This window comes from Streptomyces sp. SID14478 (assembly GCF_010548525.1).
In the GTDB taxonomy this organism is placed as follows: domain Bacteria; phylum Actinomycetota; class Actinomycetes; order Streptomycetales; family Streptomycetaceae; genus Streptomyces.
In genome coordinates this window covers 1-12,030 of record NZ_JAAGMG010000038.1, presented here as the reverse complement: position 1 = coordinate 12,030, position 12,030 = coordinate 1, and the positions used below count along the sequence as shown (strand labels likewise).

General features: G+C 71.7%; 10 protein-coding genes and 1 pseudogene. 3 read left to right on the top strand and 8 right to left on the bottom strand.

Going from position 1 to position 12,030, the window contains the following annotated elements; translation table 11 throughout:
- Positions 1-30: 30 nt before the first annotated feature.
- Positions 31-639 carry a TIGR03086 family metal-binding protein gene (locus G3I40_RS01465; protein WP_239091456.1) on the bottom strand — a complete coding sequence of 203 codons (609 nt, stop codon included), beginning with the start codon at positions 637-639 and terminating at the stop codon, positions 31-33.
- Between the two features lie 57 nt (positions 640-696).
- Positions 697-1,701 (bottom strand): ketopantoate reductase family protein, encoded by a 1,005-nt coding sequence (locus G3I40_RS01460; RefSeq protein WP_164300309.1) that lies wholly within the window; start codon positions 1,699-1,701, stop codon positions 697-699.
- Between the two features lie 95 nt (positions 1,702-1,796).
- On the opposite strand from G3I40_RS01460, the gene G3I40_RS01455 reads away from it, so the two are divergent.
- Complete coding sequence (locus G3I40_RS01455) at positions 1,797-2,693, top strand: aldo/keto reductase (RefSeq protein ID WP_164300308.1); 897 nt, start codon at positions 1,797-1,799, stop codon at positions 2,691-2,693.
- Here the strand turns inward: G3I40_RS01455 and G3I40_RS01450 are convergent.
- On the bottom strand, positions 2,677-3,231 hold the full coding sequence (locus G3I40_RS01450; RefSeq protein WP_164300307.1) for a DUF1697 domain-containing protein: 555 nt from the start codon (positions 3,229-3,231) through the stop codon (positions 2,677-2,679). The two genes, G3I40_RS01455 and G3I40_RS01450, sit on opposite strands and share 17 nt — an antisense overlap.
- A 76-nt stretch (positions 3,232-3,307) precedes the next feature.
- Positions 3,308-4,516, bottom strand: a complete 1,209-nt coding sequence (locus tag G3I40_RS01445) for a S8 family peptidase (protein WP_164300306.1) — start codon at positions 4,514-4,516, stop codon at positions 3,308-3,310.
- Between the two features lie 377 nt (positions 4,517-4,893).
- On the opposite strand from G3I40_RS01445, the gene G3I40_RS01440 reads away from it, so the two are divergent.
- On the top strand, positions 4,894-7,176 hold the full coding sequence (locus G3I40_RS01440) for an MMPL family transporter (RefSeq protein WP_164300305.1): 2,283 nt from the start codon (positions 4,894-4,896) through the stop codon (positions 7,174-7,176).
- Between the two features lie 104 nt (positions 7,177-7,280).
- On the opposite strand, the gene mgt is transcribed toward G3I40_RS01440, so the two are convergent.
- From mgt to G3I40_RS01420, 4 genes are all read right to left on the bottom strand, one after another.
- Complete coding sequence (gene mgt / locus G3I40_RS01435; protein ID WP_164300304.1) at positions 7,281-8,504, bottom strand: macrolide-inactivating glycosyltransferase; 1,224 nt, start codon at positions 8,502-8,504, stop codon at positions 7,281-7,283.
- Positions 8,505-8,576: 72 nt separating this feature from the next.
- Positions 8,577-9,869, bottom strand: coding sequence for a sugar ABC transporter substrate-binding protein (locus G3I40_RS01430; RefSeq protein WP_164300303.1), 1,293 nt, complete (start codon positions 9,867-9,869; stop codon positions 8,577-8,579).
- Complete coding sequence (locus G3I40_RS01425; RefSeq protein ID WP_164300302.1) at positions 9,869-10,699, bottom strand: carbohydrate ABC transporter permease; 831 nt, start codon at positions 10,697-10,699, stop codon at positions 9,869-9,871. Before G3I40_RS01425 ends, G3I40_RS01430 begins: the two co-directional genes overlap by 1 nt.
- The gene (locus tag G3I40_RS01420; protein WP_164300301.1) at positions 10,699-11,583 is read right to left on the bottom strand and encodes a sugar ABC transporter permease; all 885 of its coding nucleotides are present in this window, start codon (positions 11,581-11,583) and stop codon (positions 10,699-10,701) included. Before G3I40_RS01420 ends, G3I40_RS01425 begins: the two co-directional genes overlap by 1 nt.
- 222 nt (positions 11,584-11,805) lie before the next feature.
- On the opposite strand from G3I40_RS01420, the pseudogene G3I40_RS01415 reads away from it, so the two are divergent.
- Positions 11,806-12,030: pseudogene (locus G3I40_RS01415) on the top strand (aminoglycoside phosphotransferase family protein); the annotation flags it as partial.

Below are 12,030 nucleotides of genomic sequence, written 5' to 3'. Positions count from 1 at the left end.
CCGGGCGGGACACCTGGCGCGGCGAGTCCCTCAGCTGAGCACGGCCCGGCGGGGATCGCGCCCGCTCGCCGCCAGCGCCCGCTCGTACACGGACGCGTCGTCGGCCACGGGGACGGCGTCGGCGAAGCCTTCGTACTGGCGGTAGAGCGCGGCGTTCTTGTCGACGACGTGCAGCAGCAGCGCCGCCGCCCCGTCCGAGAGGCGGAACTCCTGGCCGACGGCGCGGGCCACGTCCCAGCCGTGCAGGACGAGTTCGGCCCAGACGAGGGTGGCGACCTCGGGGGCGGGCTGCCGCGCGAACCCGAGGTCGATGTCGCCGTCCCAGGTCCCGGCCGCGGACCAGGCGGCGACGGCCCGGTCGAGCTGTGCGGCGTACTGCCCGGCCCAGTCCTCGTCCGCCGCGAAGTCGCGCCCGGTCAGGTCCTCGGGCAGTTGCAGGCGCCGGGCGCGGTGCTCCAGACCGTGCGCGCTGTACAGCACCCAGTGATTGACGAGGGTGCGCAGGTCCCAGTCGCCGCAGCGGGAGGGGGCGTCGAGGCGGTCGGGGTCGACGCCCGCGGCGACGCGGGCGGCCTCGGCGGCGGCTTCGACGAGGTACGGGTACACGGTGTCCATGCGTTCATCGAGGGGTGCGTTCATGTCACCGACGCTATGCGGGAGTCCCCCGCGCCCTCTTGAACAAACGCGACAGCCGTCCTACTGGCGTGCGTCCACCGCGGCCGTCAGCGCCGCCACGGGCGTCTCGCCGGCCGCACGTCCTTGCCGGGCCGCCTCGTTCGCGTACTCCTGGAGGACGTCGTTGACGGGCGTGGGCACCCCGTGCAGCCGCCCGAGGAGCGCGATCTCGCCGTTCAGGTAGTCGGCCTCGATGGTGCCGGTGCCCCGGTTCAGGGACTGCCAGGAGGAACCGCCGCCGCGTGGTGCCCCGTCGAACGGCTCGAAGCGGATCTTGTCGGCCCGGATCTTCCGCTCCTCCTCCTGCGGCGTGTACGCGATGCCGGCCGCCGCGAGCACGGCCTCGCCCTCGGCGCGGGCCCGCCGGAACAGGGCGATGCCGTCCTCGTCCGTGAGGACCCCGGAGACCGCCTCGATCGCGTTGGCCAGGTTCGCCAGGAGCTTGGCGTACTTCCAGCGCATGACGTCGGCCGCGACGGGAGCCTCCAGCAGGGAGTCCTCCAGGTCGGCGGCGATCGCGCGCGCCGTGTCGTCGGCGCCCTCGGGGTAGCGGCCCAGGTGCAGGATGCCGGTGAGCGGGGTGCCGTCGGCGCGGACGACGCCCGGTTCGACGAAGGAGGCGGGCAGCCAGACGCACATCGCGTAGACGCGCTGGAAGGTGCGCAGCGCCAGGCGCTCGCTCTCCACCCCGTTCTGTGCGCACACCAGCGGCAGCCGTCCGGCGGCGGTGCCGCCGCCCTCGACGGGCCGCACGCCCCATGCGGCGAGCGCGGCGGAGCTGTCCTGGGTCTTCACCGCGAGGACCAGCACGTCGTCGGCGCCCAGCGTGCCGAGCGCGTCGGGTCCGTCCACGACGGGCAGCCGGTGGGTGTGCGGCCCGTCCGGTGTCTGCAGTACGAGGCCCCGCTCGCGCAGCGCCTCGTACTGCGTGCCGCGCGCCACGAGGACGACGTCATGCCCGCCCTGCGCGAGCCGGCCGCCGATGGCCCCGCCGACCGCTCCTGCCCCGATGATGATGTAGCGCATGCCACCGACCCTTTCACGGAAGGGTGCAGGGGCCATCGACGCCGCTGTTGCGATCCGGCAAACTCTGCCCGAAAGGCGTCGGTTACCGTCGCCCCATGACGAACCGGCGGGCGCAGCCCACCCCGCAGCAGACCCTCTCCCTCGGCTCCGACCTGCCGGTACGCCGTCTCGGCTACGGCACCGCGCAACTGGCGGGCCCCGGGTACTGGGGCCCGCGCGGCAGTGACGCGGACGCGGCCGCGCTGCTGCGCCGGGCCGTGGAACTCGGCGTCACCCTCGTCGACACCGCCGACAACTACGGCCCGGACGTCGCCGAGGAACGGATCGCCGCCGCCCTGCACCCGTACGGCGACGACCTGGTGATCGCCACGAAGGGCGGGGTCGTGCGCGACTCGGCCGAGGCCTGGCACATCGCGGGGCGCCCCGAGGACCTGCGCGCCATGTGCGAGGCGTCCCTGCGCCGGCTGCGCGTGGAGCGCATCGACCTGTACCAGTTGCACCGGCTCGACCCCGAGGTGCCGATGGCCGAACAGCTGGGCGCGCTGGGCCGGTTGCGGGACGCGGGCAAGATCCGGCACGTGGGCCTCGACTCGGTGACGGCCGAGCAGCTGCAGGCGGCGCTCGACCTGGACATCGTGCCGATCGCCTCCGTGCAGAACCGCTACAACGTCCTGGACCGCGCCGGCGAACCCCTGCTGAAGCTCTGCGAGGCACGGGGCATCGCGTTCCTGCCGTGGTTCCCGCTGGGCAACGGCAGCCTCACCGGCCACCCCGTGTGCGCCGGGATCGCGGCGGCCCACGGCGCGACGCCCTCGCAGGTCGCGCTGGCCTGGCTGCTGCACCACTCCCCCGTGCTGTGCCCGACGCCGGGCACGGGGTCGCGGCGGCACCTGGAGGAGAACCTGGGCGGGGCCCGACTGGCGCTCACAGCAGGGGACATGGAGCGCCTGGACCGGCTCGCGGAGCCCGCGGACCTCACGTCCCGCTCGTGAGCTCCACCATCTTGACCACGGTGTTCCAGTTCCGGCTCGTCGCGATCAGGCCCTTGTTCACGCCGGGCCGGGCCAGCTGTTCGGCGAGCTTCGAGCGGCCGAGGCCGTCGGGGGCGTAGAGGTAGAGCGCGCGGTCGCCGACGCGGAAGTCCTCGGGGGCGTACGCGGGCAGGTCGATCGCCGCGTACCGCTCGGGCCGCACGGCCTGCGAGAAGTACGTGACGTGCAGCTGCTTGCCCTCCAGCTCGGCGGCCGGGAAGGGGCAGGCGTCCATGACGGCCTTCAGATACGCGTGGTCGCGCACGAGGACGTCGACGGCGAAGCCGAACGCGTCGGCGAGGGCCGCCCCGATCCGCCGCGCGTGCGTCTCCTCGTCGCCGTCGTCGGCGGCGAACGCGACGTTGCCGCTCTGCAGGTACGTGCGGACGTCGGTGTAGCCCAAGTCCTCGACGAGCGGCCTCAGTTGTGCCATCGGGACCTTCTTGTTGCCGCCGACGTTGATGCCGCGCAGCAGAGCCGCGTACCGGGTGATCGTCATGCGCACACGATAAGGCGGCCGTCGTGCCCCGTGGGGGTGGGCACGACGGCCGCCGGACCGGGATGTCGCCGGGTGACTACTCGACGATCTTCAGGAGCTTGTTCGGGGTGCCCTCGGACGCGTTCGTGATCGCGTCGGGGGTGGCCCCTTCGGTGAGCGCCTCGGCGACGTCGGCCGGGGCCGCGTCCGGGTGCCCGCCGAGGTAGACGGCGGCGGCGCCCACGACGTGCGGGGTCGCCATCGACGTGCCGGAGATGGTCTCGGTGGCGTCGTCGTCGGTGTTCCAGTCGGAGGTGATGTCCGAGCCGGGGGCGTAGATGTCCACCACGGAGCCGAAGTTGGAGAAGTCCGACTGCGCGTCGTCCTTGGTGGAGGAGGCGACGGTGAGGGCCTCGGGGACGCGGGCCGGGGAGCTCCCCGAGGCGTCCGCCGACTCGTTGCCGGCCGCCACCGCGAAGGTGACGCCCGACGCGATCGACTTCTGCACGGCGGCGTCGAGCGCCTCGTCCGCGCCGCCGCCGAGCGACATGTTGGCGACGGAGGGGCCCTGGTGGTGCTCGGTGACCCAGTCGATGCCCGCGACGACCTGCTCGGTGGTGCCGGAGCCCTCGTTGTCGAGGACGCGGACCGCGACGATCTCGGCCCTCTTGGCGACGCCGTGCGCGGCACCGGCGATGGTGCCGGCGACGTGTGTGCCGTGCCCGTTGCCGTCGTCCGCGTTCTCGTCGTTGTCGACGGCGTCGAAGCCGGAGGAGGCCCGGCCGCCGAAGTCCTTGTGCGTGGTGCGCACCCCGGTGTCGATGACGTACGCCGTGACGCCCTCACCGGCGGTGTCCGGGTAGGTGTACGCGGCGTCGCCCGCGGTCTGCGCCTGGTCGATGCGGTCCAGGCCCCACGACGGCGGGTTGTCCTGGGTGGCGTCGATGTGGAACTTCTTGTTCTGGACGACCTTGGCGACGGACTTGTCGGCGGCGAGCTGCCGGGCCTCGGTCCGTGACAGGCCGTTCACGGAGAAGCCGTTGACGGCGGAGGCGTAGGTGCGCCTGAGAGTGCCGCCGTACTCCTTGGCCAGGCCCTTCTTGGCGGTGGTGCCGGCCTTCTGGTCGAGGAGCACGATGTAGCTGCCGGAGACGGCGCCCCGGGCGTCGAGGCCGTAGACCTTGCCCTGGGCGGGGGCCGCCGCCCCGGCGAAGCTGCCGGTGAGGACGGTCACGCCCACCGCTGTCGCCGTCGTGGCTATCGCCGCGGTCAGTTTCATCCTGCGCGCGCGCTGGTGAGTTGCCATGAAGAGTGAACTCCTCTTGGAGGTGTGGGGGGTTGTGGTGCGTCGTGCATCCGCGTGTACGTACTTCTGCGTGCAACTGCGTTCTGCTCCGCGCGTGGGGGCGCGAAATTTCGTGCGGTCCCCGTCAATCTCCGGAAGATGTCCGGGGGTTGAGACGAAACCCTGGCCGATTGACGCGACCAGATCAAGAGCTTCATACACCTGTGACTTGTTCAACAAGGTTTCGTAATAACAAATACGACAGAGCGCACTCAACCCCCTATATGTGTAAGGGCCTTGCGTCATCCTCCGTGCCGACGCCCCGCGCCGGCACCTCACCGGGCAGCACGACGAACGGCGCTCGTCCCGTCCCTACCTTCGAATGCGGAGGTGACCTCATGGCGGGGAACGGGGAACGGCGGGAACCACCGGTGCGGGGCTTCGCGGCCCGGGCCGGCGGCTGGAGCGTCCGGCACCGCTGGGCGGCGGTGGGCATCTGGGTGCTGTTCGTCGTCCTGGCGACGGGCATCGGCTCGGCGGCGGGACGCGTCGACGTCGGCGACGGGGACCAGCTCGACGGCGAGACCGGCCGGGCCGCACGGATCGTCGACGACGCCCACATCGACGAACCGGCGGCCGAGACCGTGCTCGTCCAGGGCAAGGACAAGCAACTGGCCGCCACCGCCCCGGAGTTCCGGCGTGCGGTCGCCGATGTCGTCAAGGCCGTCGAGGGCACCGGCGCGGTGACCGACGTGCGCTCGCCGTACACCGCCGGGGCCCAGACCGTCTCGAAGGACGGCCGCACCGCGCTCGTCCAGTTCGCCATGCGGGGCGACCCCGACTCGGCCGCCGACCGGGTCGAGCCGGTCCTCGATGCCGTGCGGAAGGTCGCGGACGGCCACGACGCGCTGCGGATCGAGGAGATCGGCGCCGCCAACATGGGCAAGACCTTCGACGACGCGTTCGGCGACGACTTCCAGCGGGCCGAGATCTCGGCGGTCCCGGTGGCGCTCGGCATCCTCCTGATCGCGTTCGGCGCGCTCGTCGCGGCGCTGCTCCCGGTGGCCCTGGCGATCACCGCGATCGTGGCGACGATGGGCCTGATGGGCGTCGTCAGCCACCTCCAGCCGATGAGCGAGACCGCCAACTCGGTGATGCTGCTGGTGGGTTTGGCGGTCGGCGTCGACTACTGCCTGTTCTATCTGCGCCGCGAGCGCGAGGAGCGGATGAGGGGCCGCGACCCGCGGACCGCGCTGCGCATCGCCGCGGCCACCAGCGGCCGGGCGATCATCGTCTCCGGCGTCACGGTGTGCGTGGCCATGGCGGGCATGCTGTTCACCGGGCTCGCCGAGTTCCAGGCCATGGGGCTCGCCTCGCTGATGGTGGTGGCGGTCGCGATGGTGGGGTCCGTGACCGTGCTCCCGGCACTCCTGTCCCTGCTCGGCGAGCGCGTGGAGAAGGGGCGCGTCCCGTTCCTGCACCGGTCCAAGCGGCGTGGCGGGCAGACACCTTCGCAGAGCCGGTTCTGGAAGCGGGTCCTGACGGTCGTGCTGGCGCGGCCCGCCGTGTCCGTGGGCGTCGCGGTCTGCGCGCTCCTCGCGATCGCCGCGCCGGCGCTCGGCATGAAGACCCAGAACCTCACCCTGGACCAGGAGTTCGGGAACTCACTGCCGATCGTGGCGACGTACGACCGGGTCAACGAGGCGTTCCCGGGCGGCTCCGATCCGGCCACGGTGGTCGTCCGCGCGGACGACATCGACGCCCCCCGGGTGCGGACGGCGATCGCCGACTTCCGTGCGCAGGCGGTCGGTTCGGGCGCCTCGCGCGGCCCGGTCGAGGTCACCGTGCACGCCAAGGAGAACGTCGCGCTCATCGCCGTGCCGCTCGTGGGCGGTTCCGATCAGGACAGGGCGGAGAAGAGCCTGGCGCTGCTGCGCGACCACGTGCGGCCCGACACGCTCGGCAAGGTCGACGGCGTCGAGGCGCCGGTGACCGGGCAGGTCGCGGGGTCGAAGGACTTCAACGACCAGATCGTCGGCTCCGTCGTCCCGGTCTTCGTGTTCGTCGTCGCCTTCGCCTTCCTGCTGATGCTGCTGTCCTTCCGCTCCCTGACCGTCGCGATCACCTCGATCGCGCTCAACCTGCTGAGCGTGGGCGCCGCGTACGGAATCCTGGTCGCCGTCTTCCAGAACGGCTGGGGCGCCGGGCTCGTCGGCGCACAGGGCGTCGGCGCGATCATCTCGTGGCTTCCGCTGTTCCTGTTCGTGATCCTCTTCGGCCTGTCGATGGACTACCACGTGTTCGTGGTGTCCCGGATCAAGGAGGCACGTCTTCAGGGGCGTACGAACACGGACGCCATCCGGCACGGCGTCGTCACGACGGCCGGCGTGGTCACCAGCGCGGCCGTCATCATGGTCGCCGTCTTCGGCATCTTCGGGACGCTGTCCATGCAGTCCTTCAAGCAGATGGGCGTGGGTCTGGCGGCGGCCGTCCTGATCGACGCGACGGTCATCCGGGGCGTGCTGCTCCCGGCCGTGATGGCGCTGCTCGGGGAACGCAACTGGTACCTGCCGAAGTGGCTGCACCGGATGCCGGACCTCACGCACGACGAGGCGGCGCAGCTGCCGCTCCCGGCACCCCGGGCAGCGGACGAGGACGGCCCGGTGCGGGTTTCTCCGTAAGAACCCGGGCGGTAAAAGGCGGTTCGGCAGGGCCCGCCGGTTCCTCGGGGAACCGGCGGGCCCGGTTCGGCACGCCCCGGTTCCGCTGATCCGACGGGCTCCGCTCAGCGGGCGGGCAGTTCGGCCTCGATGAGGTCGGCCGCCCGCGGCGTGCCGCCCTCGGCGGTCATGTCCTGCTGGATCGCGGCGAGGCGGCGCGCCACCTGCGGGTCGTCGACGAGGGCGAGGACGACCTCGCGCAGGTGCTCGGCGGTCGCCTCCTCCGTCGGGACGTGCCGGGCGACCCCGAGTCCCTGCAGCATGTCGGCGTTGCCGAACTGGTCGACGGCCTGTGGGACGGCGACCATCGGCGTCGCGGTGGCGAGCCCCTCCTGGCTGCCGCCGGCACCGGCGTGCGTGATGAAGACGTCGGCCTGCTTCAGGATCGCCAACTGCGGTACCCAGTTGCGCACTTCCACGTTAGCGGGGAGCGGCCCGAGGTCGTCGGCGCTCACGTGCTTGCCGACCTGGAGCACGAGGTGCCAGCCCGGCAGGTCGCCGAAGGCCTTCGCGCACTCCCGGTAGAAGGCCGGCTGCTTCGTGAACGAGGAGCCGAGCGAGACGAGCGCCACCCGCTCGGCGTCGGCCGGCCGCTGCCAGCCGCCCTGCGCGCCGCGATCGCCCTGGCAGGCGCCGACGAAGACGTTCTTCTCCAGGTCGACCCGGTCGGCGTTCGGCTGCAGGGCCTTCGGGATGAGGACGAGGGTGTGGTCGTAGCGGCCCCAGAACTCGTCGACGTCCTTCGGGACGCCGTACTCCTTGAGCCAGGCGTCGAACTTCTCGAAGTACGCCTTGCCGCGCGGCGTCTGCCGCGGCTCGGCCCACATCGGCTTCGCGACCTCCTCCTCGTACCCCTGCCACGCGACGAGGTTCGGTGAGAGCGTGATCGCCGGGACGCCCCAGCGCTCGGCGAGCACCCCGGCCGGGTACGAGCTGATGTCGTGCAGCACGAGGTCGGGCACGCCCGCCCCGCCTCCTCCTTCGTACGCCTCGATGAGCTGGGGCAGGGCCTGGATCGCGTCGTCCAGGAACGGCTCCACGTTGTCGAGCAGCGTGGTTCCCCACGCCGCCGGGTCGTCGTCGGGCCCGGGGAGAGTGGTGCGGTACAGGACCGGCTCGGCGCCGGTCTCGGCGACCTTCTCCTCGAACAGGTGCGGGATCGCGTACGTGACGCGGTGCCCACGGGCGACGAGCTCCCGGATCACTTCGAGACTCGGATTCACGTGCCCGTGGGCGGCGATGGAGAACATGGCGATATGGGCGCGCTTCGGGTGTTTCGGGGTCGTCATGCCCTCACCGTAAGCGAGACGATACGTCTCGTGCAAATTTTTTCCGGAGGGCCTCTCCGTGGCGCCGCGGCGTCAGCGCTGGTAGCGCGCGAGCACCAGGTTCCCGTCCTTCACCAGCCGCTTGCGCAGTGCGTCGAGGCCGATCGCACCGCTGTAGTACTCCTGGAAGGCGGGCGTGGCCACCTTGTCCTTCCACTCGGCGTAGCCGCGCACGGACTGGGCGGGGGCCGGGCGCAGCCGGGCGGCGAGGGCGGTGCCCGCCGCCCAGTCGTCCTTGGTGGTGTGCAGCGCCGGGTCCTTCAGCGCCTGTGTGCCGGTGGGCAGCATCCAGTCGCCCAGGGCGAGTCGCACCATGTTGCGCGGCCGCAGGAGGAAGTCGATGAACTCGGCCGCCTCCTTCTTGTGCGGGCTGTTCGCGGAGACCGAGAGGGTCTGCGGACTGACGCCCTGCGTGAGGCCGTCGGCGCCGGCCGGTGCGGGCAGCACCCGCCAGTCGAACCCCTTGGGCGCCTGCTGCACGATCTGCTGCCGGTAGGAGAAGCCGAGCGGCACCATCGCGTACTTGCCCGCGAAGAATCCGGGGAGCGTGTCCGAGCCGCCCATGCCGAGCGTCGTGCCGGACGCGCTGTCGTCCCCGTTCACCTGGTCGTGGACGGTGCGCGGCATCACCTCGTCCGCGGCGTCGAAGCGGATCGTCACCTTGCCGTCGGCGCCGCGGTGGAACATCTGCCCGCCGGTGGACAGGGACAGGTTCAGCGTCGCGGAGACCGGTTCCTTGAGCGGCCAGGCGACCCCGTACCTCCCCTTGCCGCTGAGCTCCCGGGTGATCCGGCGGAACTCGTCCCAGGTCCACGGGTCGTCGGGGGTCGGGATGCGGACGCCGGACTCCTTGAGCAGTTTCGCGTTGGCGATCAGCACGCGCGGCTCCTGGAGGAACGGCACCCCGTAGATCCCGCCGTCGAAGGTCGTCGTGCCCCAACTGCGTTGCGGGATGTCCGACTTGAGGCGCGCGGGGAGGTAGTCGCGCAGGTCGGCGAGGTAGCCGCCGTACGCGAAGTCGGCCAGGTCGTCGGAGGCGTCGTGGATGATGTCGGGCGCCTCGTCGCCCTCGAAGGAGGTCAGGAGCTGGTCGTGGACGCTGTCCCAGCTGCCCTGCACGTACTCGACCCGGACGTCCGGGTGGGCCGCGTTCCACTCCTTCACCAGCTGTTTGTTGGCGGCGACGGATTCCTCCTGCCAGGCCAGGGACTGGTACTCCAGGGTGATGCGGCCGCCCGCGTGCCCGGACGATCCGGAGGTGCACCCGGCGAGCAGCAGCACCGAGACCGCGAGAAGCGCCGTCGCCAATTTCCGTGCACCGCGCATCACTTCACCGCCCCGGCCAGCATGCCGCCGGTGATCCGCTTCTGGATCACGGCGAAGATCAGCAGGGACGGGAGCGTCGCCAGGAACGCCGCGGCGGCGAGCGGGCCGAGGTCGGCGACGCCCTCCGCACCGAGGAAGTGGGTGAGGACGACGGGCAGCGTCTGCCGTTCGGGCGTCTTCATCAGGACCAGCGCGAAGAAGAACTCGTTCCAGGCGGAGATGAACGCGAACAGGGCCGTCGCCACGATGCCGGGCGCGAGCAGCGGCGCCGTCACGGACACCAGGACGCGCAGCCGGCTCGCGCCGTCGACCGCCGCGGCCTCCTCCAACTCCCGTGGCACCGCCCGGACATAGCCGACGAGCATCCACAGCGCGAACGGCAGCGCCCACACGACGTAGACCATGATCAGGCCGGGCAGGGCGTTGATCAGGCGGAGGTTCTTCAGGATCAGGAACAGCGGGATGATGATCAGGACGAAGGGGAACGCCTGGCTGACCACCACCCAGCCGGTCGCCGCCCGTGACACGAACGAGCGGTGGCGTGCCATGACGTACGCCATCGGCGTCGCGATGACGATCGCGATCACCGCGGCGCAGACGGCCACGAGCAGGGAGTTGCCCGCGGCGCGCAGCAGGGGCTGTTCGTCGAAGGCCTGCCGGAAGTTGGCGAGGGTGGCGTCCTTGGGCAGCCAGGTGGGGTGCAGGCTCGCGAGTTCGCGTGCCGGCTTGAACGCGGTGGAGATCAGCCACAGGAACGGGAAGACGAGGAAGACGAGATAGGCGAGGAGCGCGAGGTACTGGCCGGCGCGGGCCGGCTTGCTGGTTCTCATCACTGCTCGTCGCCTCCCTTCAGGCGGCCCACCAGATAGAGGGCGAGGAGGATCGAGATGACGGCGACCATGACGCAGCCCATCGCCGCCGCGTAGCCGAACTGGCCGTAGCGGAAGGCCTCTTCGTACGCGAACAGCATCGGCAGCCGGGTGCGGCCGCCCGGCCCGCCGCTGGTCAGGACGTAGACCAGGGCGAAGGAGTTGAAGTTCCAGATGAAGTTGAGCGCGGTGACGGCGAGCGCGACCGGGCGGATCGCGGGCCAGGTCACCGTGCGGAACCGGCGCCAGGCGCCCGCCCCGTCCATGGCCGCCGCCTCGTGCAGTTCGCGCGGGGTGTGCTGCAGTCCCGCGAGCAGCGCGACGGTGGTCTGCGGCATGCCCGCCCAGACGCCGACGACGATGACGGCGGGCAGCGCGGTGGCCAGGCCGGTGAGCCAGTCGCGGCCGTCGCCGAGGCCGAGGTCGCGGAGCGTCTCGTTCAGGATGCCCGCGTCGGGGTGGTAGACGAGGCGCCACATGATGCCGACGACGACCTCCGGCATCGCCCAGGGCACGATGGCGAGGGCCCGGGCCAGCCAGCGGAAGCGCAGTTCCTGGTTGAGCAGGAGCGCGAGGCCGAGCGCCAGCAGGAACTGCGGGACCGTCACTCCGATCGCCCACAGCAGGCCGATCCTGAATGAGTCCCAGAAGAGGGTGTCGTGCAGCAGGTCCTGGAAGTTGAGGGTGCCGACCCACTGCGTCGCCGCGGTACGTCCTGACTGGGAGTCGGTGAAGGCGAGCCCCAGCCCGTACAGCAGCGGGCCGACGCTCAGGACCAGGATCGGCAGCAGCGCGGGGAGCACCAGGAACCAGGCGCCGCGTTCTCGCGCGCTCCGTTCCGCCACGGTGGTTCGCGCTTTCCCTGTCGCTGTCGCCGAGGTCACGAAGGCGGCTCCTTCGGGCGGTTCGGATGGCGCGGACGGCTTCCGGCCGCCCCGGCGGCCCCCGTCATGGTCCTGAGCGCGCCGCACGGCGTCAAGACATGGGGACGCGGACGAGGGCGGGAGCCGTCGTACGAGGTCGGGTGCGAGACTGGGCCGGTACCAGTGGAGCGCGGGAGGCTAGTGATGGACGAGGCACGGGCACGGGACGTGCTGGCACAGGCGGGCGTCGTGGACGGACCGGGCGGCGCCGGGGCCGACGGCGCGGAGCTGATCGCGCTCGGCGAGAACGCGGTGTTCGCGGCCGGCGACCTCGTCGTCAAGGTCGGCCGCAGCAGCGCGCAGGCGCCCGAGCTCCTGGACCGGGCCCGCCGCGAGCTGGCCATCGCCTCGTACCTCGCCGAGCACGGC

Coding starts and splice junctions, on each gene's coding strand:
- G3I40_RS01450 (WP_164300307.1), bottom strand. CDS start 3,231: ATGACGATCACCCGGTACGCGGCTCTGCTGCGCGGCATCAACGTCGGC.
- G3I40_RS01465 (WP_239091456.1), bottom strand. CDS start 639: ATGAACGCACCCCTCGATGAACGCATGGACACCGTGTACCCGTACCTC.
- mgt (WP_164300304.1), bottom strand. CDS start 8,504: ATGACGACCCCGAAACACCCGAAGCGCGCCCATATCGCCATGTTCTCC.
- G3I40_RS01460 (WP_164300309.1), bottom strand. CDS start 1,701: ATGCGCTACATCATCATCGGGGCAGGAGCGGTCGGCGGGGCCATCGGC.
- G3I40_RS01455 (WP_164300308.1), top strand. CDS start 1,797: ATGACGAACCGGCGGGCGCAGCCCACCCCGCAGCAGACCCTCTCCCTC.
- G3I40_RS01445 (WP_164300306.1), bottom strand. CDS start 4,516: ATGGCAACTCACCAGCGCGCGCGCAGGATGAAACTGACCGCGGCGATA.
- G3I40_RS01440 (WP_164300305.1), top strand. CDS start 4,894: ATGGCGGGGAACGGGGAACGGCGGGAACCACCGGTGCGGGGCTTCGCG.
- G3I40_RS01430 (WP_164300303.1), bottom strand. CDS start 9,869: ATGCGCGGTGCACGGAAATTGGCGACGGCGCTTCTCGCGGTCTCGGTG.
- G3I40_RS01425 (WP_164300302.1), bottom strand. CDS start 10,699: ATGAGAACCAGCAAGCCGGCCCGCGCCGGCCAGTACCTCGCGCTCCTC.